Below are 21,391 nucleotides of genomic sequence, written 5' to 3' on the forward strand. Positions count from 1 at the left end.
CCCTCAGGCGCTGAACAGTTCGTCAAATGACGAACAGGTCCAGCGACGGACAAGTTCGTGAGGCGATGCAAGAAAGCCGGAAAGCACCGATTGCAGCGGCGCAAAATTGGTGCTAGCGGAGGCGCCCATGTTCGACTTTGCCTCGATCCGGTTCGACCGACGACGAAAGGGCGCCCGCGCTTAAAAAGCGCTGACTGGCGAACGCTGCCGTTTGCAGCAAACCTTCCTCGCATACCGGAACGCAAAGACCATGAGCCTTGCCGACGTGAAATACCTGCCGGAAACCCCGGCGCATGACCCTGAAATCGAAGCCATCAACGACGAGGCCTTCGGCCCGGGTCGTTTCGTGCTTGCCGCCTACAAGATCCGCGAGTCGGGAGGACATGACCGCTCGATGTCCTTCGTCGCCGTCAAGGACGGCACGGTCATCGCTTCCGTGCGCATGACGCGCGTGGCAGCTGGCGCCGGACGCGCCATGATGCTCGGCCCGCTTGCGGTGCGCCCCGCCTACAAGAATCTCGGCATCGGCCGCAAGCTGGTGGCGATCGCGCTGGAGGCGGCCAGGAAGGCCGGCGCGCCCGCCGTCATCCTGGTTGGCGACGAGCCATACTACGGACCGCTCGGCTTCAAGCGCTTTCCGCGCGGGCAGATAGCCTTGCCGCGCCCGGTCGATCTCGACCGGTTGCTGCATCACGAAATCAAGCCAGGCGCCGTCGCCCGCTTTGCCGGCGATGTCTGCCACGCCAACATGGCGAGGGTTGCGGAACTTGTCCCGGCCTTGGCGCGGTCGGCCGCCACGGCGCAGTCGTCGATCGATCCGGCTATGGCGGTTGCGCCTCCCTTGCGCGCTTCGTAGCATAATCCGAATCCTGGGAGGCTTGCATGAACCCGAATGGCCAGATCGCGATCGTCACCGGCGGCGGATCGGGCCTTGGCGAGGCGACGGCGCGCGCGTTGGCGGCCAAGGGCGCCCGTGTCGCCATTCTCGACCTGGGCATCGAGCGCGCGGCGAAAGTCGCGGCCGACATCGGCGGCATTGCCGTCCAATGCGATGTCGGCAGCGGCGACGGCGCTGCCGCCGCGATCGCCGAAGTGGCTGAAAAGCTTGGGCAACCGCGTATCCTGGTCAATTGCGCCGGCATCGCCATCGGCGTGAAGACGATCGGCAAGGACGGACCGCATCCGCTCGACCAGTACCGCAAGGTGATCGAGATCAACCTGATCGGCACCTTCAACATGATCCGCCTCGTCGCCGACCGGGCGGCGAAACTCGATCCGCTCGCCGGCGGCGAGCGCGGCGTCATCGTCAACACCGCCTCCGTCGCCGCCTATGACGGCCAGATCGGCCAGGCCGCCTATGCGGCTTCCAAGGGCGGCGTCGTCGGCATGACGCTGCCTGTGGCGCGCGATCTCGCCCGCTTCGGCATTCGCGTCTGCACCATCGCGCCCGGTATCTTCAAGACGCCGATGATGGCAGGCATGCCGCAGGAAGTGCAGGATTCGCTCGGCGCTTCCGTGCCCTTCCCGCCGCGGCTCGGCGAGCCGTCGGAATATGCTGCACTTGCCCTCCACATCGTCGAGAACCAGATGCTGAACGGCGAGACCATCCGCCTCGACGGCGCCATCCGCATGGCGCCGAAATAAGCGGGGATGAATGGCTCGCCGACAGGCGCAGGTGCTGCCGCCGGAAAGACCGGCCCGCTCGCTGGCCTGAAAGTGATCGAGATGGCCGGGCTCGGTCCGGTGCCGCTTGCCGCCCTGATGCTGTCCGAGATGGGCGCCGAGGTGCTGCGCATCGAGCGCGCCGACGCTGGCCAGCCGCTCCTGAGCCTGCCACAAGAATACGATCTCGACCGCCACGGCCGTTCCATCCTCAAGCTCGACCTCAAGCGCCCGGCGGGCGCGGAACTGCTGCTGCGCCTTGCGGCACAGGCCGACTTGCTCGTCGAAGGCTTCCGCCCCGGCGTGATGGAGCGGCTCGGGCTGGGGCCGGATGTCGTTCTCCAGCGCAATCCGGCGCTGATCTATGGTCGCCTGACCGGCTTCGGCCAGGACGGGCCGCTGTCCGGGCGAGCCGGGCACGACATCACCTATCTCGCCTATGCGGGCCTCTTGCATGCGGTCGGCAGGCAGGATGCGCCGCCAGTGCCGCCGCTCAACTTCGTCGCGGATCAAGGCGGCGGCGCCATGATGCTGATCGCGGGCGTGCTCGCCGCTCTTTTCCAGCGCTCGCGCAGCGGAAAGGGCCAGGTGGTCGATGCCTCGATGATCGAGGGAGCCTCGATGCTCGCCGCGCCCATCCACGCCTATATGGCGGCGGGTCTGTGGAGCGACAGGCGCGGCGTGAACCTGCTCGATTCCGGGGCGCCTTTCTACGATACCTATGAGACGGCGGACGCAAGGCACGTTGCCATCGGCTGTCTCGAGCCGCGCTTCTTCGACGAATTCGCCAGGCTGCTGCCGCTCGACGGGCATTTTGCCGGCAGCCAGTACGACAAGTCGTCGTGGCCCGCGATGCGCGCCGCCATTGCCGGCCGGATCAAGGCAAGGACGCGCGACGAATGGGCCGAGCTTTTCGCCGCGACGGACGCCTGCGTGGCGCCTGTGCTGTCCCTGGTCGAAGCCAGGAACCATCCGCACAATTGCGCCAGGCAAAGCTTCGTGAAGTCCGGCGAGCTCGATCGCCCGGCGCCGGCGCCGCGTTTCTCGCAAGGCGCACAAGCGCCTGCCGCAGCTCCGGCCGTCGCCGATCGCGAGCCCTCGGGCATATTGACCCGTTTCGGCTTGAGCGAAGAGGAGATCGGAGCGCTTGCAAAGGCGGGTGTATTCGGTCGATAACCGGAGAACGAAAATCAGCTTATCTCGGGTGCGCTTGTGACCGAACCGAAGAAGGACGTCATCCGCGAGACCGACGCAGAGGCGATCAGGCTGGCGAAAACCCTGATCCGCGCGGCACGTTTCGGCGCGCTCGCGGCGATCGAGCCTGGCACCGGCGCGCCACTGGCAAGCAGGGTTGGCGTCGCCACCGACATCGACGGCGCGCCGCTGATCCTGATCTCGATGCTGTCCGCGCATACCGGTGCGTTGCTCGCCGATCCGCGCTGTTCGCTGCTGCTTGGCGAACCCGGCAAGGGCGATCCGCTGGCGCATCCGCGCATCAGCCTGGCATGCCGGGCCCTGCGGCTGGAGCGCGGATCGACCGATCAGATCCGCGCCGAGCGGCGCTACCTCAACCGCAATCCGAAGGCGAGGCTCTATGCCGGGCTCGGCGACTTCTCGTTCTTCCGGCTCGAGCCCGAGCGCGCCAGCCTGAACGGCGGCTTCGGCAAGGCCTTTCTTCTCGACCGCGATGATCTGATTACCGGCGGCACTCTTGTCGAGGAGTTCGCCGGCAGCGAACAGGCGGCGCTCGATCACATGAATGCCGACCATCGCGACGCGCTTGCCCTTTATGCCCGTCATTTCGGCCGCGCCGAAGGCGACGGTTGGATCGCCACCGGTTTCGATCCCGATGGCATGGATCTCGCCGCCGCCGATGCCATCTGCAGGATTTTCTTTCCCAAGTCTCTGCAAAGCGCGCGCGACCTGCGTTCGGCGCTTGTCGAGATGGCAAAGGCGGGACGCGCCGAAGAGCAAGAGCGATAGTTGATCGCGCGCCGGCGAAAGCAACGCTTGAGATTTAGACGAAATGATCTACCCTTGTAGTGACGCTGATTCAGCAGCGCCCATCGACATCTGAACATCGCGGAATCAGGCACCATTGCCCCCTGGCGCCTGGATGAGCCAAGACCCTTGGGGGATCTATGATCTCAAATAAGCTAATCGCCAATGCGGAATCGGCGGCCGCGTTCCTCACCCTCATGGGTAACGAAAAGCGCTTGCTGATCGTGGCCCATCTGATCGACGATGAAATGTCGGTCGGCGCCATCGCCGAGAAGGTGCAACTCAGCCAATCCGCGCTGTCGCAGCATCTCGCCAAGCTGAGGGCGCTCGATCTCGTCGAGACCCGGCGCGACCGCCAGATGATTTACTATTCGTGCAAATCCGAGGCGGTGCGCGAATTGCTGCGCATGCTGGAAGGCATTTTCGGCGACGGCGACCTCTCCCAGATGGCCTATCGGCTGCGCCGCGCCGGGGCTTGACCCGCGCCATCCAAAGCCCCTTACCTCGCTGGCAATTCTTGCCGGCGAGATTTGCATGAACCTCATCCCCATCGACGATCCTCTGGACCCGCGCGTCGCCGCCTATCTCGACATCCGCGAGCGCGATCTCGTCGGCCGGCATGGCCGCTTCGTCGCCGAAGGCAAGGTGGTGCTGGACCTCCTGTTGTCGACCGGGCGCTTCGTCGCCGAGTCGGCCCTCATCCTCGAAAACAGGCTGGCGAGCGTGCAGGAGATCTTGCGCAAGGCGCCTCGCGAGTTTCCGGTCTATGTCGCCGCGGGTGAGGTCATGGACCGGATCGCCGGCTTCCACATGCATCGCGGCATCCTGGCGATCGGCATGCGTGGCGATCCGGCGCCCGCCGAGTTTCTGGTGGAAACCTTGCCCCGGCACGCATTGGCCGTCGTCCTGGTCGGCATATCCAATCACGACAATATGGGGGCGATCTTCCGCAATGCGGCCGCCTTCGGCGCGGGCGCGGTGCTGCTCGACCAGACGTGCTGCGATCCGCTCTACCGCAAGGCAATCCGCGTTTCGGTCGGCGCGGTGCTCAAGGTTCCCTTCGCCACCTTCGGCGATACCGGAACCTTCACCGCGACGCTCGATCGGCTCGGCTTCAGCCAGTTCGCGCTCTCGCCACGCGGAAACATCGACATCCGCGCCGCGGAACGCTCGGCGCGCCTGGCGCTCTATCTCGGCACCGAAGGCGAAGGCCTGCCGCGGGATCTGCTTGCCCGGCTGCAAACGGTGAGGATCGCAATGGCGGAAGGTTTCGACAGCCTGAACGTCGCCGCCGCGTCGGCAATAGCCCTGCATCGCTTTTCAAAAGCCGGCGACGCATAGGCTGAATAACGGCGGCCGTGTCGTTCAGTTGGACGAGCCGGCCTTCTGCAAAGCCCTCACCCGGTCGGCCAGGCTGGCGCCACGCCCATTTTGCTGCCCATCGCCCGCCAGGGCCTTGGCGATAGGCGAGTCCGGCCCGTCGAGCTTCATCGTCAGATTGACCACCTCGGCGGCCAGCTCGTTCATTTGTTCGCGAAGGCCGGCGCCGGAGCGCGCGTCGCCCGCCGCTTCGGGCATTGCCGTCCCGGCGGCTGCAAGATCGGTTTTCAGCCGCTTGTTCTCGCGCGCCAGCGCCGTCAGCCTTGCCTCCAGCCGTTCCCGGTCGCCCTCGAGCCTGGCGATAGCCTTGTCGACATTGTCGCCTTTCGTATCCGTGCCGGCAGCCAGCTGCGCGACGCCGTTCGCGGCGCTCTCCTTCGAACGTTCGCGCATCCGGGCCAGATCCTTCTCGCGGCGGTCGAGCTTTTCCTCGCGGTCGGCAAGCGTGGCAAGCAGCCGCTCGACCTTCTTGTCGAGCTCGGCCGTTTTCTTCTTCTCCGCCTTCAACGCTTCGCGCGCGGCCTTGCTTTCCGACGCGACCTCCTGATTGCGCCGGTCCGCCTCCTTGCGCTGGCCCTTGAGCAACGCAATGTCGCTGGCGAGCTTTTCCAGCTCCGATTCGCGGGCAACCAGTTCGATCTGGCGGTTCGAGGACGAGAAGCTGGCGTCGTCATACATCTGCTCGAGCTTCCGCAACTCCAGCGCGCGTTTTTCCAGCGCCCGCTCCGTCTGTACGTGCTTTTCCGACAGCCGGTGCAGATCCTCCTCGCGCTGCCTGAGCTCCGCATTCTTTGCCTGCAGATCGGAGAGCGCCTGGTTCTTGTCCTTCTTTTCGACCGCCAGTCCCTTCAAGGCCTCGCGCCCGCGACCGATCTCCACCAGTTGTTCGGCCGCCTTCTCCTGAAGGTTCTTGACGGTTATCTCCAGCCGGCGCGTCGTCATGGCATATTCCGCCCGGACCCGGTCCTTGTCCGCCTGGATTTCGGCCGGCGTTAGCGGCAGCGAAGCCTCGAGGCGCCTGCGCGTCAGGACGACGGCCCGCCGCCAAACCGCCGGCGCGACCAGCGACACCAGAAAAACGGCGCAAAGGAAACCGAGTACGAAGAACAGAACCGACTGGACCAAGGCGTGCTATCCACTTTACGGAGCGGCAATCGTTGGATTGTGCCACCTTGGCATGGCGGAAATTCAACGCCGCGGCAAGAGTTTGCCGCGGCGCGATCAGCACTGTCCGAGCGATTGTAGCGAGCGCAATCCGATCAGAACGGGTTCCAGGTCGGCCTTTCGGTGAGCTTCAGATAGCCGAGATTGACCCCCAGACGGGCACCTACGCCGGTGCGGATCGGCACGATCAGCACCCGGTTGCTCTGCAATACGTTGAAACCGACGCCCGCAATGACATAGGCGGAGCCGGCAACGCCGCCGAAGCGGTTATAGAGGCTGCTGATGTCGTCGAGATTGTAGACCAGCATCATCACCCGCGATCCCTCGCCGCCGAAATCCCAGCCGAGCGACGGACCTTGCCAGAACACCTTATGGTCGCCGGCGTTCTTGGTGTAGAGCGTCCCCTCGCCATAGGTCAGGCCGCCGATCAGGGCGCCGGATCCCTCCTCGCCCAGCAGGTAGCCGTTGGGCAGGCCGTAGGAGGCAAAGATCTTCTCGACGACGGTGGCTAGCCCGCCGGACGTCTCGCCGAAGAATTTATGACCGGAATCGACGATCTCCTGAGCGGTGTATTGTTGGGCCCGTGACGCAGCGGTCGAAAGGACAAGAGCCCCCAGGAGCGTGATGGTCATGGCGAGGACACGGACGAACGTCCGGTCGTAGTATCGGGAAAACATGCTTCCAATCTCCGTCAGGGAGCACTTTCGCCGACGCCTCGCACCCCTGCGGCTCTTACCGGCCGTTCAGGGTGGCTATCACGGGCAAACTATGCCGTAATCCTTTTTCAACCATTAAGCTCCCACACGAAGATGGCGGTTCGAAGGCTGTGCTTGCGCCCCGGCGGCGGGTTTCCCCCCGCGAACACACCATTTTCGCCGTCGGCAATTTGGATTTGTTGATGCGCGCTCAGGCCCTGTGTATTCAGAAAGTCTTGGAAAAGAGCGTGATTCGCGGGGGCAGGCGCGAAAACGGTCGCTCGGCCATGAACAAATGACTTAAGCAGGGATTTCGCCGATGGCCGAGCTTTTCACCCTTTCCGCGCCAGATCTCGCGGCGCTGCTTTGCAGCCGTGTCTGCCACGACATCATTTCGCCGGTCGGCGCGATCAACAACGGCCTTGAACTGCTCGACGAAGGCGGCGCCGACGAAGACGCCATGAAGCTCATTCGCCAGAGCGCCAAGAACGCCTCGGCGCGATTGCAGTTTGCCCGCATCGCCTTCGGCGCCGCGGGTTCCGCCGGCATGATGATCGACACCGGCGATGCCGAGGCCGTGGCCATCGCCTTCCTGAAGAACGAAAAGCCGGAATTGCTGTGGAACGGTCCCCGAGCGCTCTTGCCCAAGAACAAGGTCAAGCTGCTGCTTAACCTCATTCTCGTCGCCAACGCGGCCATACCGCGCGGCGGCAAGCTGGTGGTCACGCTGGAAAGTCTCGAAACCGAGCCGCGTTTTTCGCTGTCGGCCGGTGGCCCGATGCTGCGCGTGCCGCCGAAATTCCTCGAACTGCATTCCGGCCACAAGCCGGAGGAGCCGATCGACGCCCATTCGGTCCAGCCTTACTATACGCTGCTTCTGGCGCGCGAGGCCAATATGACGATCACGATCCACGCGACCGCCGAGGAGATCGTGCTGACGGCCGCATAAGAAAAGCCGAAGTATCTTTTATTGCTAATATTCGTGCCGGCAGTGCAGGTCGAGCAATGCCGGCCGCAATGCATGTAACCGCGCTGCGGGTCAAAACGACGCGAGACGCTCGTTTGGAAAAACTTTACCTAACGGCTTTTCGGCTTCTTTACCAGATTGGCCTATGGTGCTTTCCGGTTGCCGGAGGTTGCCGGTTCGGCAGATGGCAAAGAGGACCCGGACATGAAGCGCTGCCTGTTCGTCGATGATTCGAGCGTCATCAGGAAGGTCGCAAAACGCATCCTTGGCGGCTCGGACATGATTGTCGTCGAGGCCTCGACCGGGGTCGAGGCTGCCGAGATTTGCGCCGGCGAGATGCCCGATGTCATCGTCATCGACGGTGGTCTTGCCGACATCCAGGCGGTCGACCTCATTCGCCGTATCCGCGCCATCGAAAGCCCTGCCCGGCCGCAGATCCTGGTCTCGCTGGTCGAGGTCGATGTGGCTGCGATCATGCGCGCCAAGCGCGCCGGCGCCCAGGGCTATCTGCTGAAACCCTTCAATCGCGCGCAATTGCTCGAAAGCTTCCGCGTCCTGAAGATAGCCGCCTGATTCGCCGAGACCGTTTTCAAACAAAAAACCCGGCCTGAGCCGGGTTTTTCGTTCGAATCGCTTGGATCGCTTATGCGCTGACGCGGATATCTTCCGGCTCGCGCAGCACATAGCCGCGGCCCCACACCGTCTCGATGTAGTTCTGGCCGCCGGACGCCGCGTCGAGCTTCTTGCGCAGCTTGCAGATGAAGACGTCGATGATCTTCAGCTCCGGCTCGTCCATGCCGCCATAGAGATGGTTGAGGAACATTTCCTTGGTGAGCGTCGTGCCCTTGCGCAGCGAAAGCAGCTCCAGCATCTGGTATTCCTTGCCGGTCAGGTGCACGCGCTGACCGCCGACCTCGACCGTCTTGGCGTCGAGATTGACTACAAGGTCGCCGGTGGTGATAACCGATTGGGCATGGCCCTTCGAGCGGCGCACGATCGCATGGATGCGCGCCACCAGCTCGTCCTTGTGGAAGGGCTTGGTCATATAGTCGTCGGCGCCAAAGCCCAGGCCGCGCACCTTGTCCTCTATGCCGGCCATGCCGGAGAGGATCAGGATCGGCGTCTTGACCTTGGAGAGGCGCAGCGTGCGCAGGACCTCATAGCCCGACATATCGGGGAGATTGAGATCCAGAAGGATGATGTCGTAATCATATAATTTGCCGAGATCGACACCTTCTTCGCCGAGATCGGTCGTATAGACGTTGAAGCTTTCCGATTTCAGCATCAGTTCGATGCTCTGTGCGGTTGCACTGTCATCTTCAATCAGCAGAACACGCATTTCATTCCCCTTTTCTGCTGCCGGACCGTGTCACGACCCGTCCGGGACCCGGAGCAGTGATTGCCTGAACAGAAGGTGCCACCGACTGGTTAACAAATCCTAATTTCGTGTCATCCACGATACCAGATTTTTTAACCCCTTTCTACACCCACTTGAATCTAATAATGAATCACAGACCAAAATCGCTAATGCACCACATTAAAAAGTCAGCCTAAGTGACTCCAGAGACTCGCTGGCTCGGGCTTCCCGCCGCAGCCAGAATTTTTACCCGGCCTTAAGTCCTCGCCCGTATGATTAACAATGCCCGTAAACGAATGGTTACCGCCGGCAAAAATCTTTAGGGCTTTGTTTCCCATAGCCCAGGGAAAGCCGGGGGAAACGGGCGGCGCTTGGGTCGTTCCGGGCGGACTGGGCGGTATTGCAAGTGTGCGTTTGCGGAGTATCGAGTCATGAAGTCACGTGAAAACCTCGTTCGACTGAAGCAGTTTCAGGTGAATGAGAAACGGCGCCAGCTCTTGCAGCTGGACATGATGATCGCCGAGTTCGAGCGCATGGCCGTCGAGCTGGAAGCGCAGATCATCGCCGAAGAGAAAAAAGCCGGCATCACCGACATCAACCATTTCGCCTATCCGACCTTCGCCAAGGCGGCTCGCCTGCGCCGCGACAACCTCAGGAACTCACAAAGCGACCTCGCCCAGCAGCGAAGCACTGCCGAATCATTACTCGGCGAAGCTGAAGCGGAGCTGTCCAAGGCCGAGATGCTGGAATCGCGCGACACCAAGATCCGCGAGACCGAAACAGGCGGCCGCAGCGCCATGATCGGCTGATCGCTGGCATTTCAGCAGTCATTGTCAGCGCCGTGCCGGCATCATCGGCACCGACATTCCGGTAGAATCGGCTACGCAACCGGCTTCAGGACGCAGCCGCCATCTCGCCATGATCGGCCGACGCCCGGGCCCGGGCATCCTTGATCTCCGGCGCATGCTCTTCCGCCCAGGAGCGGATCTGGCTGAGCAGCCCCGCCAGGTTCTGGCCAAGTTCCGTCAGCTCATATTCCACGCGCGGCGGGATGACCGCAAACACCTCGCGCCGCACGAGGCCGTCGCGCTCCAGCACCCGCAGCGTCTGCGTCAGCATCTTGGGCGTGATGCCTTCCAGCTTGCGCGCCAGCTCGCCATTGCGCAGCCGGCCGCGCCGCAACGCGCAGACCGTGAGATAAACCCATTTGCTGGCCAGCATCTCCAGCACCGTGTGCGACGGGCAGGCGCGCCGGAACGCGTCGTAGCCGAATGGCGATCTGTCTTCACTATCCATGAGGTGCCTATATATAGAAAAGGTACATACTCGACAATCGAATATTACTATCCAAATGATAGCGGCACATCCATTCGAACAGGAGGCGTTCATGCGTGCCGTTATCCAGACTTCCGTCGGCGGACCCGAGGTTCTTTTCGTGGCCGAGCAGCCCGACCCCGTGCCAAGGCCCGGTGAAGTGCTCGTCCGCGTCAAGGCGGCGGGCATCAACCCGGTCGACGGCGCCGTGCGCGGCGGTTTCTATCCGCTGCTTGGCGAACCGCCTTTCATCCTGGGCTGGGACATTTCGGGGACCGTCGCGGCGCTCGGCCCCGGCGTGACCACCTTCAAGGTCGGCGACGAGGTGTTCGGCATGCCGCACTTCCCCAAACAGGCTGGAGCCAATGCCGAGCTCGCCGCGGCGCCGACGGACGAGATCGCCGCGAAGCCCGCCGCGATCGACCATGAGCATGCTGCGGCCTTGCCGCTGGCCGGACTGACGGCCTGGCAAGGCATCGTGCGCCATGGCGGCCTGCGGGCGGGGCAACGCGTGCTGGTTCATGCCGGTGCCGGCGGCGTCGGCCATCTGGCGGTGCAGATCGCCAAGGCGCGCGGCGCCTATGTCATTGCTACGGCCAGCCCGGGCAAGCTCGATTTCGTCCGCTCGCTCGGCGCCGACGAGGTAATTGACTACACCAAGGGCAACTTCGTCGAACAGGTCGGCAATGTCGATCTTGTGCGGACCCCATCGGCGGCGACCATGTCGACGAGTCGCTGAAGGTGGTGCGTGATGGTGGCGTCCTGGTGTCGCTGCTCAACGTTCACGACGCCACCAGGGCGAAGGCCAACGCGCGGGGCATCCGCGTCGAGCGCATGTCCGTGGTACCCGACCGCGAAGGTCTTGTCGAACTCGCCAGGCTGGTCGATGCCAAGAAGCTGATGCCGCATGTGGCCAAAGCTTTCCCGCTCGACCAGGCGGCGGCCGCCCATGCCTTCCTTGCGACCCGACCCATCGGCAAGGTCGTGCTGACTGTTTGAATGGAAGGCCGCTCAAAAGCGAAGGGCGCGGAGTCCCGCGCCCTTGCTCGTTTTCGGCCGACAGCTTAATGTCGGTATTGCTGGATTCGCGTGGTGCGCAGCCCGGCAAGGCCGTATTCGTCGATCGATGCCTGCCAGGAGAGAAATTCTTCGGTAGTGAGCTTGTAGCGCTGGCAGGCTTCCTCAAGGCTGAGCAGGCCGCCACGTACCGCGGCGACCACTTCAGCCTTGCGCCGGATAACCCAGCGCCGGGTGTTCGTCGGCGGCAGATCGGCGATCGTAAGAGGGCTGCCGTCGGGCCCAATAACATACTTGACTCTAGGTCTAACCAGATCGGTCATCGTACTCTCTACTAAAAACTCAAAGACCCAATCCCCGCCACAGTACCGCCACAGCTTTAAAAATTGCCTAAGCGAACCCTAACCACTAGGTAAGGATCGTGAACGTCCGGTTAGGATTTCGTTTAGAAATTGAAACACCGGCCTCCAGGCCTTGATTTTGCCGGTAAGCTCGTCTTGCGCCGCAAGCTGGCGCACACGTGGCGCTTGACCTATATTCCGGCCATTGGCATTGAGCGCCGCACAGTGAAAGCACCATGAACAGCCTCGATCTTCCCCGCCGCCCCGAAGAAACCCGTGTCGTCGTCGCGATGTCGGGCGGCGTCGATTCGTCTGTCGTCGCAGGCATCCTGAAGCGCGAAGGTTATGACGTCGTCGGCGTGACGCTGCAGCTTTACGACCACGGCGCGGCCACGCACCGCGCCGGTTCGTGCTGCGCCGGCCAGGACATCGACGATGCCCGCCGCGTTTCCGAGACGCTCGGCATCCCGCATTATGTGCTCGACTATGAGGAGCGCTTCCGCAAGGCGGTCATCGATCCGTTTGCCGAGAGCTATGTCGCCGGCGAGACGCCGATCCCTTGCGTGTCCTGCAACCAGACGGTGAAGTTCGCCGATCTTCTGGCCACCGCCCAGGATCTGGGCGCCGACGCCTTGGCCACCGGCCACTATATCCGTTCGCGCGCCAATGGCGCGCATCGCGCGCTCTACCGCCCGGTCGACGCCGACCGCGATCAGAGCTATTTCCTGTTCGCCACCACGCAGGCACAGATCGATTATCTGCGCTTCCCGCTTGGCGGCCTGTCGAAGCCGCAGGTCCGCGCCATTGCCGAGGAGATGGGCCTGACCGTCGCCGCCAAGCAGGACAGCCAGGACATCTGCTTCGTGCCGCAGGGCAAGTACTCCGACATCATCGCCAAGCTGAAGCCGGCCGCCGCCAATCCGGGCGACATCGTGCATATCGACGGCCGTGTGCTCGGCCGCCATGAAGGCATTCTGCGCTACACGATCGGACAGCGCCGCGGCATCGGCATCGCGTCCGGCGAGCCGCTTTATGTCGTCCATCTCGACGCCGACCGGGCGCGCGTCATCGTCGGCCCGCGCGAGGCGCTGGAGACGCACAAGATCTATCTGCGCAACATGAACTGGCTGGGCGATGGACCGCTGTCGGACGTTCCGGCCGGCGGGGTCGAGCTCTTCGCCAAGGTCCGCTCGACCAGGCCGCCGCGTCCGGCCGTGCTGCGTCACCGCGACGGCGTGACCTCCGTCGAGCTGGCCGACGGCGAGTCGGGCATCGCGCCGGGGCAGGCCTGCGTTCTTTATTCCGACGACGGCAACGAGGCGCGGGTGCTCGGCGGCGGCTTCATCGAGCGCTCGGAACGCGGCGCGGAAGCCGAGGCTATGTTGTCCAGGCTTGCCGCAAGGCCGGCGCAGATCCCAGCCGAATAAGTTTCTCAGTCTTATCGCCGCCGTTTCCGGACGCCTCAGGCGGACGAACCCGTATGGATCACCGTGCCGGCGGTCAGGATGCGCAGCACCCTGATCGCTTCCTCGCCATCGGTGCGCGGTTCGGCGCGAGTCTCGATGCACTGCATGAAATGGGCAAGCTCGCGCGTCAGCGGCATACCCTCGCCAACCGGCACGTACGAAGGCTCATTGGCGGTGAAGGCCCACTGGCCGCTGTCCTGCCAGACCGCGTGGCGGTAGACGGCAAGCTTGCGTTCCCAGGGCTCGACGTCGTCGAACACTGCCATCGCCTTGGTGCCGACGACCGTCAGCCGCCGCTCGCGATAGGGATTGAGGCGCGAGGCGAAGAGATGGCTGCGCAGGCCGTTCGGAAACCGCATGTGCAGATGCGCGAAGTCGCTGAGGTTGTCGAGCAGCGCCGCTCCCTCGCCCCTCACCTCGATCGGCTCGGTACCGGTGATGGCGAGGATCATCGACAAATCGTGCGGCGCAAGGTCCCACAACGCATCGTTTTCGGTATGGAACTTGCCGAGGCCGAGCCGGTGCGAGTGGATGTAGCGCACCTCGCCGAGCTCGCCATTGTCGATCAGCGCCTTCAACGTCTCGAAAGCCGGATGAAAGCGCAGCACATGGCCGACCATGAACACGCGGCCATTGTCTTTAGCCGCCTTCACCGCGCGCTCTGCATCCGCGACCGTCAGGGCGATCGGCTTTTCCACCAGCACGTCCTTGCCGCTTTCGACGGCGCGCACCGCGGTGTCGGCATGGAATTGCGGCGGCAGCGCCATGACGATGGCGTCGATATCGGTCCGCTCGAACAGTCTGTCCGGCTCGATCGCCAGGCAGTCCTGCTCGCTGGCGAAACCTTCGGCGCGAGCGCGGTTGACGTCGGAAACGGCATGGAGCGCGCCAAGCGCCTTGAGGGTGCGGATATGGTTGCTGCCCCAGTATCCGCAACCGAGGACGGCGATGCGCGGCTTCATTCGCTCAAAACTCTAGAATTTCATGGCCGAGACATAGCGACGTGCCCCGCCGAACTCAACCCCGGGACACGCCCTGAGTGTCTGTCCGGCAAAGCTTTTCTGGGATGAAATTATGCCGGCCGGATTATGCCGGCATATCGGCCGCTTCGAAGCTTGACACGCTCACCCTCCCAACCTTATATCCGCGCGACCTTGGCGAACGCCTTGAAACGCCCATCCTTCCGGGACGGTTTTTCGGGCCACTTGCCACCCTGGCGGGGTAGCTCAGTTGGTTAGAGCACGGGAATCATAATCCTGGGGTCGGGGGTTCAAGTCCCTCTCCCGCTACCATCGATCCCCACACACCTGTGCGGGTTTTGTTCGCAGTGGGGAGCGCTTGTAGCGCTCCTCCGCTACCATCGATCCCCACACCAGTCTTTTCAACAGGTTGGCTGGAGAGGAGCCCCTGCAGGTGGCCTCTAATCTCGACCTCAACACCGGTTCCGTCTTCTTTCCGGAAAAGAGTGGCCGTAGAGATGATCTCACGTAGGAAACCAGCGCTTTCGCTGATCCCTCTAACTCCACCTGCCCTGAACGCTTCGTGCAAGTTTCGCATTGCGGCTTCGAATCGTTGCGCTGCGGCTGGCAGGAAAGTCACGACCTTCTCGACCTCAGGCTGCATCGCCAGCTCTGTTTCAATGCCCTTCCGGCGCTCTCGGATGGCCCTGATCTCGTCTGCCACTTCCTCGCCTTCCACAAAGCCCTTGGCAATCTGATCGACGACGCGGGACATTTCCCGCTTGGCGACTTCTAGGTCGCGCTCGAGCTTGATCCGCTTCGCCGCTTTGTCGCCGATCAGCCGTTGTCGCTCTTCCTGATAAGCGGCGATGTAGGTCGCCAGATTCTCATGCGAATGCAGCTTAGCTACGAGGCTTCCAACTACCAGCTTTTCGACCGTATCGAGATAGAAAGTTCTAGGGTCTGGACACGTCCCGCTTTCATGTGCAGCGGTGCAGCGAACGCGGACCTTTCCCGTTTTGTCGGCTCCCATAGTAGACATGCCCGCGCCGCATGCACCGCACTTCAACAGACCCGACAAAAGTCGCTTAGGCCTGCGCATTTTTGAAGCGGCTTCCGCCGTGATGTGCTCCCTCCGTGCGCCTTGCGCGACCTCCCATAGATCCTGCGGGACAATGCGCAGTTCTGGAACGTCCACTCGTTTCCATTCGCTTTCAGGGTTGGGCCTGCTTACGCGCCTACCCGTATCCGGATCCTTTATCATCGTCACCCGGTTCCAGACGCGCACGCCGACGTAGAGACTGTTGTGGAGGATGCCGTTGGCGCGTTTGGCAGAACCGACGATTGTGGAGGCGTTCCAGCGCGCGCCATCCCGTGGCGGCGCGATGCGGTCTTTGTTCAGGCCGTAAGCAATTTGACGGGGCGATAGGCCATCGGCGTATTCGCGAAAAACACGACGGATGACTTCGGCCTCATCGTCAACGATTATCATCTTTCCCTTGTTCAGCGGATCGGGCCGGTAGCCATAAGCCTGCCCGCCCCCGGAAAGTCCCTGTGCCACGCGCCCGGCCAAACCGCGTCGAACCTTGTGCGCGTTGTCCTCCCGAAACAATTGGCCGACGAGTCCCCGAAGACCAACGGTTACCGTGCTCGCCTTCCCGTCATGGACACCAACGAGATCGATATCCAGAAACTTAAGCCTTTTGCTGATCCCGGCGAGGTCTTCCATGTCGCGCGACAGGCGGTCCAGGGCTTCGACAATCACGACCTCGAATTGACCCATCATGGCATCGGCCATGAGGTCTCGGATGCCGTCACGATTATGCATGGACGCGCCAGACTTGGCCGCGTCCGAATACACTTTCGCAAGCTCATAACCGTTCTGGATTGCATGGGCGCGGCAGAGTGCCGCCTGATCATCGATGGAGCGATCGGATTGAAGATTTGTTGAAAAACGAGCGTATATCGCGGCGCGTGCCATAAGTTATCCCTCGCGCAATGATCGCTCATAGTCCTCGCGCGCAGCTCGCTTTGCAAGCGATACCATCAATCGTATTTGAAAATCATGTTGAAGATTGATCGTGTGACCTTCGGACTCGCCAAGGGCGCTAGTCTCGACGGATTGCCGTCCGATCTTGCTTTCAGAACTACAATCTAGTGACGGCTGGCGCTCGCTTAGCGGTACGACCTCACGGGGAAGACCTTGCAACTGCCGCTGCGGTCGACCCGCCGCGATCCTCGTCCTGCCGTTGTCGTCTGACTCTGCCATAGCGATCCGATCGTTTGTCGGATCACTCGTGCTTGAAAGGGGGCACGTCCCCGTGTCGTGCGAAGGGGACACTCTGACCTGAAATTGCGTAAATCCCGTTCATCTCGGGGCGTCCGCTTTTCTTCTCCTTCGAAGCCGACGAAGCCGTCACCCGCATACCCTAAGAGGCCAACGCTGACGCCGACATCATCGTCGGTGCCATTTTCGACTGGGGCGCTTGCAGTAAAATTCAGGGCCTCGGTCGTCGCGACGGGATTGCGACCTGAGATGCCGTAGTAAGCTGGAACTAAAATTCCTGTAGATCGCAGGTTCGATACCTACCGATAGCTTTCAAAGGCTTAGGCGAATCGCTATCGTACTATTTTCCCAAATTTATGCATCCCAGTTGGGAAGTGCCGCTTTGCATTGGAACCCCAAGATATGGCACGTTCTCATGTTGTCTCCTTGCTTTCCCCGGTGACAAAAAGCAGTGCCTCGGGGGTGCTTGGTAATGATGCTAGTTCGCCGAGGGTGAGGGGCTTGACTGGGGATCGAAGTCGGTAGGTCCCAATCGCACCTGGTGTCGTGCCGCGCTCGTCCGCCATGATCTCGGAGACGGTCTGCGCGCACATGCGCCCCTGGCAGGGCCCCATTCCACAGCGGACGAAGGTCTTCAACTGATTTGGACCAGGGACGCCGAGCGCAGTGGTCTCTCGAACCGTCCGGGCGCTGACCTCCTCGCATCGGCATACGATGACTGAGGCATCGACTGGCGCGCGAAACTGCTTGGACGGTTCGTATAAAATGTCTAGGAAATCTCGCCCTCGGAGGTGATAGTGCGCTTCGCGCAGTAGTGGCGCGTGCTGGCGTGCAACGGCATCACCGGCCATCATGCCGAGGTCACCGAGAACAGAAAGCGCGGCTATCCGCCCGCTGATCGCCGCATGCCGGGCGCCGCCAATGAATGCTCCATCTCCGGCAATGTAGACGCCTTGCAGCGAGCTTCGCCCCAAACCATCGACTTTCGCCTCGAATGCTCGCCGGCGCTCATTCCACCCGATGCTACATCCTGATGCGTTGGCCAGATTGATCGAGGGGATCACACCTTGATGCAGGAGGACGCAATCAGCTCGGATTTCCACCTGTCTGCCGCGAGCGAGATAGCGAACACCCTCGGCCCTACTGTCGCCGGCAATGGAGAGCGACGTCACTCCCGAAACAACTTGGGCATTGCGCCGGACCTTCGCCAGCAGGGAGAGTCCCTTCCAGATGTAGGGGGAGAACAGGAAGCTGGGTAGCTTCGTCAAAGCCTTCACACTGCGCCGGGGCTCGGCGGTGTCGAGGACAGCAACGACATCGGCCTTCGCCGCGAGCAGTTGAGATGCGAGCAGATACAATAAAGGTCCACAGCCCGCGAGGATCACACGACCACTTGGAACCAATCCGCCTGACTTTAGGGCAATCTGGGCAGCGCCCGCTGTCATGACGCCCGGAAGAGTCCAGCCCGTGACCGGCATCGGGCGCTCCATGGCGCCGGAGGCAATCAAGACCGAACGTGCTCGAACCAGTCTGGCAACACCATTCTGGCTGACGCCGAGTTCTGCTTCGTCAAGCCGTCCGGGCGCTTCAATGCTCCAAACTGTACACTTGGCCGCATAATCGCTGGAGGAGCGACTGAAACTTTCGGCCAAGGCTTGTCCAGCCCAGTAGTCGGTGCCGAGGAAACCAGCCGTCTGACGGCTGTTCCGCGTCACGCCCCTGTAGATCTGCCCTCCCGGCGCAGCGTTCTCATCGAATAGAACAACGCGCGCACCGGCTTCAGCAGCAAGCGTAGCGGCAGCGAGTCCGGCCGGTCCCGCGCCCACCACGGCGATATCGTAGGGGGACCGGAAGTCCCAGATTTCTTGTATCCGATGCTGACTCATCTTACACCTGCGGTGTTCACTTGTCGGCCTCCGGCCTGACTGCGAACGTCCATTCCTTGGCGCACTTCAATCAGGCAACTCTGCCGGTTCTGCACGCCATCAACGGTAACAAGGCAGTCGAAGCAGACGCCCATCAGGCAGTAAGGTGCCCGAGGAACACCCCCAACCACACTCCATCTGAAGACGTCGACGCCGCCCGCCAGCAACGCTGTTGCCAAGGTCTGGCCGCGCTCCGCTCTGATCGAGACACCATCGAAGGTAAAGATCACCGGATCGGCGATTTCATGCAGCCTGGCGAACATGAAACCTCCCTGAGCGAAATGGGTCGAAGTCGCCTGAGAGGCTCCCCCGGGCAATCTGGGGGGCGAGCGAAAGCGCGTGCCCCGCGGCTAACGTCACAGCCGAATGAGAGGTGACCACGTAGGCGCCAGGGAACTGCGCAGATTGTTCGTAAATTGGAAGTCCGTCGACTGTATCGACACGAAATCCCGCCCAGGTTCTGATCACGTTGACGTCGGCTAACAGAGGGAAGGTCTTGATCGCTCGACGAGCGAGGACCGTCGCGACATCGGTGTGTTCCGCGACCGTTGTCGCGTTTGTTTCCTCGCTGTCGCCGATCATCACACCGCCCTCGTCCGCCTGCCGGATCGTTCCGGACGCGAACGGCAAGAAAGGCGCGCACTTCTCAGTGACGAGGATCTGACCCTTGCTGCTCCTGAGCGGTGTGGACAAACCGACCATCGGCGAGAGCCGTTGATTGTCTATCCCCGCGGCGAGAACAACGCGCTGGACGGTCACAGATCCCCAGCGCCCCGTCAGACGGAAGGCGCCATTAACCGGCTCGATCTTGTCGATCAGATGCCGGGACCGATAGTCGATGCCAGCCCGTTGCATTGCGATGTGCAACGCCCGAAGGAGGCGTAGCGAGTTCACGTCACCGTCGGCGGGTGAGTAGATGGAGCCAACAACCTCCCGCCCCAACTCGGGCAGTCTCTCCTTCGTCTCGTTGTGACTGAGCACCTCATATGGAGGAGACGCCCGCTTGGTCTCGGACTCTATCGTCTCAAGATCTTCGCGCAGATGATCTAGTTCGTCGCGGCTGAGCGCGAAACTGAAACCACCTGTCTGTCGCAGCCGGACATCGATGCCGGTATTCTCGAATAGGTCGCCCGCGAAACTGGGCCAAAGTTCCGCCGACGCTTTCGACCACAAAGCGTAGTGGGGGGCGCCGACCCCCTTGCCCTGAACCCACACCAAGGCAAAGTTCGCGCGAGATGCGCGCATATCGAGGTCTTCGCCATCCAGGACAAGCGGCTTAAGGCCAACGCGTGCCAGACCGACCGCAATGGCGGCTCCCACCAAGCCGCCACCGACGACAGCGAAGTCGCGGGTCAACGCGGTGCTCATGCTGCAACTTCGTCCAAAGCAGAAGATCGATTGGGCACAAACGGCCCTCGTCTCCCGGGTGAACGGCCGGTGAGCCAAAAAAGCTTAGCCAAGAAATGACCTCTGATTTCGGTGCGATTCCTTCATGCACCGCGTTGTTGAATCGCTCTGAGAACTCTCGCTCCAGAGAGTTGGGCATGACACTTGCTTCGGAAAACCGAACAAACTGTGCCAACATAACATTCGAATCCCGCCTCCCTAAGTTCCAATGCCAACTAGCGCGATATTCATGTCTCAATGTTGTAACCTGTCCGGCCTTATGCCGGGAGTCGGAAGCTGGACAATGTCAGGTGGCGCACATACGCATCGTCAACGTCGACTCCCAGCCCGGCTCGGTCGGGCAGATGCACTGTGCCGTTCCGGACAAAAGAGGAGAAATTCGTTGGGTCTTCAACCAATCGCAAAGTCGACATGAAGGCGTGCCCAACGTCGACGAGATTTCTGACCGTGACCGCATGTTGCAGTGATGCTGCTTGTGTGATCCCGAACTCGAGTTGCGAATTCATATAGCAGCCAATCCCGAAGGCTTCAGCCACTGCTGCCATGCGCTGTGCGCGAAGTGGACCACCGTTCTTGCTGCTTTTGATGCTGAATACCTTGGCCGCACCGCGAGCGGCGAGTTTGGCGGCGTCGGCGAGATCAATAATCGACTCGTCCGCCGACAGTGGAAGAGCGCTCTGACGGCAGAGAGCAACCGCGCCGTCGATGTCATCTTTCATCAGAGGCTGCTCGACGAAAGCGACTCGCGAATGAGCTATGCCGGCAAGGAACTCCCGGGCCTGTTCTCGTGTCCACCCTTGGTTAGCGTCTGGGATGAACTTCACGTCGGTCCCGTAGCGAGCCTCCAGATCAGCGACGCGCTGTATCTCGCTGGGAATCGGCGACGTGCCCATCTTCAGCATGAAGCTCGAGAAGCCCTGGGCGGCGCGCTCGTCGATCACGCAAATATCCTCGTCCGCTGTGCCATTACTCAGGGGCCAAAGCACCGGTATCGATCGACGCACCGGTCCGCCCAGCAATGTCGCAACCGGAACGCCCATGCGCTTGCCGGTGACATCCAGCAAGGCCATCGTAACGGCCCCCTTGGCACAGAGTTGCAGTGGCACGAGTCTGTCGAGAATGGCGTCCATCGTGCCCGTCTGCGGGTCCGTCGATGCAAGGACCGCGGGCAAGATAGTCTGCTGCAGGATCCGCATGACGCTAGCCGTTGACTCTCCGTCATACGTCTCCGTGGGGTTGGCTTCGCCCCAGCCCTCGACACCATCGGCATCGGTGAGCTTGATAAGCACAGCTTGCGTTGAGGTGAGGATGCCCTCGGAGAGCTTATAGGGCGTCGAAAGCTTCGACTCGATCTCGAAGACCTCCGCGTCGACAATCGGCGCCATTTGGTGACGAAGCAATTCGGCAATCATTGTCATTTCCAACCTAGCGATGTGACGCAGGCAGCCC

23 protein-coding genes, 1 tRNA gene and 1 pseudogene are annotated in these 21,391 nt (G+C 62.1%); 14 read left to right on the plus strand and 11 right to left on the minus strand.

Going from position 1 to position 21,391, the window contains the following annotated elements:
* Positions 1-250: 250 nt before the first annotated feature.
* The 6 genes from FJ956_RS02230 (at position 251) to FJ956_RS02255 (ending at position 5,004) form a co-directional block, all read left to right on the plus strand.
* Positions 251-856, plus strand: a complete 606-nt coding sequence (locus FJ956_RS02230) for an N-acetyltransferase (protein ID WP_140676517.1) — start codon at positions 251-253, stop codon at positions 854-856.
* 26 nt (positions 857-882) lie between these two features.
* Complete coding sequence (locus FJ956_RS02235; RefSeq protein WP_140676520.1) at positions 883-1,644, plus strand: 3-hydroxyacyl-CoA dehydrogenase; 762 nt, start codon at positions 883-885, stop codon at positions 1,642-1,644.
* A 6-nt stretch (positions 1,645-1,650) separates the two neighbouring features.
* On the plus strand, positions 1,651-2,838 hold the full coding sequence (locus tag FJ956_RS02240; RefSeq protein ID WP_140676523.1) for a CaiB/BaiF CoA-transferase family protein: 1,188 nt from the start codon (positions 1,651-1,653) through the stop codon (positions 2,836-2,838).
* 36 nt (positions 2,839-2,874) lie between these two features.
* Positions 2,875-3,645 (plus strand): HugZ family protein, encoded by a 771-nt coding sequence (locus FJ956_RS02245; RefSeq protein WP_140676526.1) that lies wholly within the window; start codon positions 2,875-2,877, stop codon positions 3,643-3,645.
* A gap of 158 nt (positions 3,646-3,803) precedes the next feature.
* Entirely contained in the window at positions 3,804-4,142 is a 339-nt protein-coding gene (locus tag FJ956_RS02250; RefSeq protein ID WP_140645679.1) for a metalloregulator ArsR/SmtB family transcription factor, read from the plus strand.
* Positions 4,143-4,197: 55 nt separating this feature from the next.
* On the plus strand, positions 4,198-5,004 hold the full coding sequence (locus FJ956_RS02255; protein WP_140676529.1) for an RNA methyltransferase: 807 nt from the start codon (positions 4,198-4,200) through the stop codon (positions 5,002-5,004).
* Positions 5,005-5,028: 24 nt separating this feature from the next.
* Here the strand turns inward: FJ956_RS02255 and FJ956_RS02260 are convergent, their stop codons facing one another.
* On the minus strand, positions 5,029-6,168 hold the full coding sequence (locus tag FJ956_RS02260; RefSeq protein WP_140676532.1) for a hypothetical protein: 1,140 nt from the start codon (positions 6,166-6,168) through the stop codon (positions 5,029-5,031).
* 134 nt (positions 6,169-6,302) lie between these two features.
* Positions 6,303-6,839, minus strand: coding sequence for an EipA family protein (locus FJ956_RS02265; protein WP_226892233.1), 537 nt, complete (start codon positions 6,837-6,839; stop codon positions 6,303-6,305).
* A gap of 382 nt (positions 6,840-7,221) precedes the next feature.
* On the opposite strand from FJ956_RS02265, the gene FJ956_RS02270 reads away from it, so the two are divergent.
* Together FJ956_RS02270 and FJ956_RS02275 are read left to right on the plus strand one after the other, a co-directional pair.
* Entirely contained in the window at positions 7,222-7,851 is a 630-nt protein-coding gene (locus FJ956_RS02270) for a histidine phosphotransferase family protein (RefSeq protein WP_140676535.1), read from the plus strand.
* Positions 7,852-8,073: 222 nt separating this feature from the next.
* Positions 8,074-8,442, plus strand: coding sequence for a response regulator (locus tag FJ956_RS02275; RefSeq protein ID WP_140676538.1), 369 nt, complete (start codon positions 8,074-8,076; stop codon positions 8,440-8,442).
* A gap of 70 nt (positions 8,443-8,512) precedes the next feature.
* Here the strand turns inward: FJ956_RS02275 and ctrA are convergent, their stop codons facing one another.
* Positions 8,513-9,208 (minus strand): cell cycle two-component system response regulator CtrA, encoded by a 696-nt coding sequence (gene ctrA, locus FJ956_RS02280; protein ID WP_006203583.1) that lies wholly within the window; start codon positions 9,206-9,208, stop codon positions 8,513-8,515.
* Positions 9,209-9,657: 449 nt separating this feature from the next.
* Here ctrA and FJ956_RS02285 point away from each other — a divergent pair, with 449 nt between their 5' ends.
* The gene (locus FJ956_RS02285; protein ID WP_027165054.1) at positions 9,658-10,035 is read left to right on the plus strand and encodes a flagellar export protein FliJ; all 378 of its coding nucleotides are present in this window, start codon (positions 9,658-9,660) and stop codon (positions 10,033-10,035) included.
* Positions 10,036-10,120: 85 nt separating this feature from the next.
* Here FJ956_RS02285 and FJ956_RS02290 read toward each other — a convergent pair whose 3' ends face one another.
* Entirely contained in the window at positions 10,121-10,522 is a 402-nt protein-coding gene (locus tag FJ956_RS02290; protein ID WP_140676542.1) for a helix-turn-helix domain-containing protein, read from the minus strand.
* Between the two features lie 91 nt (positions 10,523-10,613).
* Here FJ956_RS02290 and FJ956_RS02295 point away from each other — a divergent pair, with 91 nt between their 5' ends.
* A complete protein-coding gene (locus tag FJ956_RS02295) occupies positions 10,614-11,279 on the plus strand; it encodes an NADP-dependent oxidoreductase (RefSeq protein WP_246672050.1) in 666 nt (221 codons plus the stop codon).
* Positions 11,280-11,281: 2 nt separating this feature from the next.
* Positions 11,282-11,539 carry a zinc-binding dehydrogenase gene (locus FJ956_RS30780; RefSeq protein ID WP_246672051.1) on the plus strand — a complete coding sequence of 86 codons (258 nt, stop codon included), beginning with the start codon at positions 11,282-11,284 and terminating at the stop codon, positions 11,537-11,539.
* 65 nt (positions 11,540-11,604) lie between these two features.
* Here FJ956_RS30780 and FJ956_RS02300 read toward each other — a convergent pair whose 3' ends face one another.
* Positions 11,605-11,880, minus strand: coding sequence for a DUF1153 domain-containing protein (locus FJ956_RS02300; protein ID WP_006203587.1), 276 nt, complete (start codon positions 11,878-11,880; stop codon positions 11,605-11,607).
* Between the two features lie 254 nt (positions 11,881-12,134).
* Here FJ956_RS02300 and mnmA point away from each other — a divergent pair, with 254 nt between their 5' ends.
* Entirely contained in the window at positions 12,135-13,325 is a 1,191-nt protein-coding gene (gene mnmA / locus FJ956_RS02305) for a tRNA 2-thiouridine(34) synthase MnmA (RefSeq protein WP_140676546.1), read from the plus strand.
* 35 nt (positions 13,326-13,360) lie between these two features.
* On the opposite strand, the gene FJ956_RS02310 is transcribed toward mnmA, so the two are convergent.
* Entirely contained in the window at positions 13,361-14,326 is a 966-nt protein-coding gene (locus tag FJ956_RS02310; RefSeq protein WP_140676549.1) for a Gfo/Idh/MocA family oxidoreductase, read from the minus strand.
* A gap of 253 nt (positions 14,327-14,579) precedes the next feature.
* Between FJ956_RS02310 and FJ956_RS02315 the strand changes: the two genes are divergently transcribed.
* Both FJ956_RS02315 and FJ956_RS30785 read left to right on the plus strand, forming a co-directional pair.
* Positions 14,580-14,656, plus strand: a tRNA-Met gene (locus tag FJ956_RS02315).
* A gap of 250 nt (positions 14,657-14,906) precedes the next feature.
* Positions 14,907-15,119 (plus strand): hypothetical protein, encoded by a 213-nt coding sequence (locus tag FJ956_RS30785; RefSeq protein WP_246672052.1) that lies wholly within the window; start codon positions 14,907-14,909, stop codon positions 15,117-15,119.
* 132 nt (positions 15,120-15,251) lie between these two features.
* Here the strand turns inward: FJ956_RS30785 and FJ956_RS30790 are convergent.
* From FJ956_RS30790 to FJ956_RS02340, 5 genes and pseudogenes are all read right to left on the minus strand, one after another.
* A pseudogene (locus FJ956_RS30790) lies at positions 15,252-16,304 on the minus strand (recombinase family protein); the annotation flags it as partial.
* Positions 16,305-17,023: 719 nt separating this feature from the next.
* Positions 17,024-18,496: a (2Fe-2S)-binding protein gene (locus tag FJ956_RS02325; RefSeq protein ID WP_140676552.1), complete on the minus strand. Its 1,473-nt coding sequence runs from the start codon at positions 18,494-18,496 to the stop codon at positions 17,024-17,026.
* Entirely contained in the window at positions 18,493-18,798 is a 306-nt protein-coding gene (locus FJ956_RS02330; protein ID WP_140676555.1) for a (2Fe-2S)-binding protein, read from the minus strand. Before FJ956_RS02330 ends, FJ956_RS02325 begins: the two co-directional genes overlap by 4 nt.
* Positions 18,779-19,903 (minus strand): FAD-dependent oxidoreductase, encoded by a 1,125-nt coding sequence (locus FJ956_RS02335; protein WP_140676557.1) that lies wholly within the window; start codon positions 19,901-19,903, stop codon positions 18,779-18,781. The genes FJ956_RS02330 and FJ956_RS02335 overlap by 20 nt, the downstream gene beginning before the upstream one ends.
* 296 nt (positions 19,904-20,199) lie before the next feature.
* Positions 20,200-21,354, minus strand: a complete 1,155-nt coding sequence (locus FJ956_RS02340; protein ID WP_140676560.1) for an enolase C-terminal domain-like protein — start codon at positions 21,352-21,354, stop codon at positions 20,200-20,202.
* Between the last annotated feature and the right edge of the window lie 37 nt (positions 21,355-21,391).

It is taken from the genome of Mesorhizobium sp. B2-4-3 (genome assembly GCF_006442815.1).
Lineage (GTDB): Bacteria > Pseudomonadota > Alphaproteobacteria > Rhizobiales > Rhizobiaceae > Mesorhizobium.

Bases quoted from the DNA above. Each gene is read 5' to 3' on its own strand.
- FJ956_RS02230 (WP_140676517.1), top strand. From the start codon at position 251: ATGAGCCTTGCCGACGTGAAATACCTGCCGGAAACCCCGGCGCATGAC.
- FJ956_RS02235 (WP_140676520.1), top strand. From the start codon at position 883: ATGAACCCGAATGGCCAGATCGCGATCGTCACCGGCGGCGGATCGGGC.
- FJ956_RS02240 (WP_140676523.1), top strand. From the start codon at position 1,651: ATGAATGGCTCGCCGACAGGCGCAGGTGCTGCCGCCGGAAAGACCGGC.
- FJ956_RS02250 (WP_140645679.1), top strand. From the start codon at position 3,804: ATGATCTCAAATAAGCTAATCGCCAATGCGGAATCGGCGGCCGCGTTC.
- FJ956_RS02255 (WP_140676529.1), top strand. From the start codon at position 4,198: ATGAACCTCATCCCCATCGACGATCCTCTGGACCCGCGCGTCGCCGCC.
- FJ956_RS02265 (WP_226892233.1), bottom strand. From the start codon at position 6,839: ATGACCATCACGCTCCTGGGGGCTCTTGTCCTTTCGACCGCTGCGTCA.
- FJ956_RS02270 (WP_140676535.1), top strand. From the start codon at position 7,222: ATGGCCGAGCTTTTCACCCTTTCCGCGCCAGATCTCGCGGCGCTGCTT.
- FJ956_RS02275 (WP_140676538.1), top strand. From the start codon at position 8,074: ATGAAGCGCTGCCTGTTCGTCGATGATTCGAGCGTCATCAGGAAGGTC.
- ctrA (WP_006203583.1), bottom strand. From the start codon at position 9,208: ATGCGTGTTCTGCTGATTGAAGATGACAGTGCAACCGCACAGAGCATC.
- FJ956_RS02285 (WP_027165054.1), top strand. From the start codon at position 9,658: ATGAAGTCACGTGAAAACCTCGTTCGACTGAAGCAGTTTCAGGTGAAT.
- FJ956_RS02290 (WP_140676542.1), bottom strand. From the start codon at position 10,522: ATGGATAGTGAAGACAGATCGCCATTCGGCTACGACGCGTTCCGGCGC.
- FJ956_RS02295 (WP_246672050.1), top strand. From the start codon at position 10,614: ATGCGTGCCGTTATCCAGACTTCCGTCGGCGGACCCGAGGTTCTTTTC.
- FJ956_RS02300 (WP_006203587.1), bottom strand. From the start codon at position 11,880: ATGACCGATCTGGTTAGACCTAGAGTCAAGTATGTTATTGGGCCCGAC.
- mnmA (WP_140676546.1), top strand. From the start codon at position 12,135: ATGAACAGCCTCGATCTTCCCCGCCGCCCCGAAGAAACCCGTGTCGTC.
- FJ956_RS02310 (WP_140676549.1), bottom strand. From the start codon at position 14,326: ATGAAGCCGCGCATCGCCGTCCTCGGTTGCGGATACTGGGGCAGCAAC.
- FJ956_RS02325 (WP_140676552.1), bottom strand. From the start codon at position 18,496: ATGAGTCAGCATCGGATACAAGAAATCTGGGACTTCCGGTCCCCCTAC.
- FJ956_RS02330 (WP_140676555.1), bottom strand. From the start codon at position 18,798: ATGTTCGCCAGGCTGCATGAAATCGCCGATCCGGTGATCTTTACCTTC.
- FJ956_RS02335 (WP_140676557.1), bottom strand. From the start codon at position 19,903: ATGAGCACCGCGTTGACCCGCGACTTCGCTGTCGTCGGTGGCGGCTTG.
- FJ956_RS02340 (WP_140676560.1), bottom strand. From the start codon at position 21,354: ATGATTGCCGAATTGCTTCGTCACCAAATGGCGCCGATTGTCGACGCG.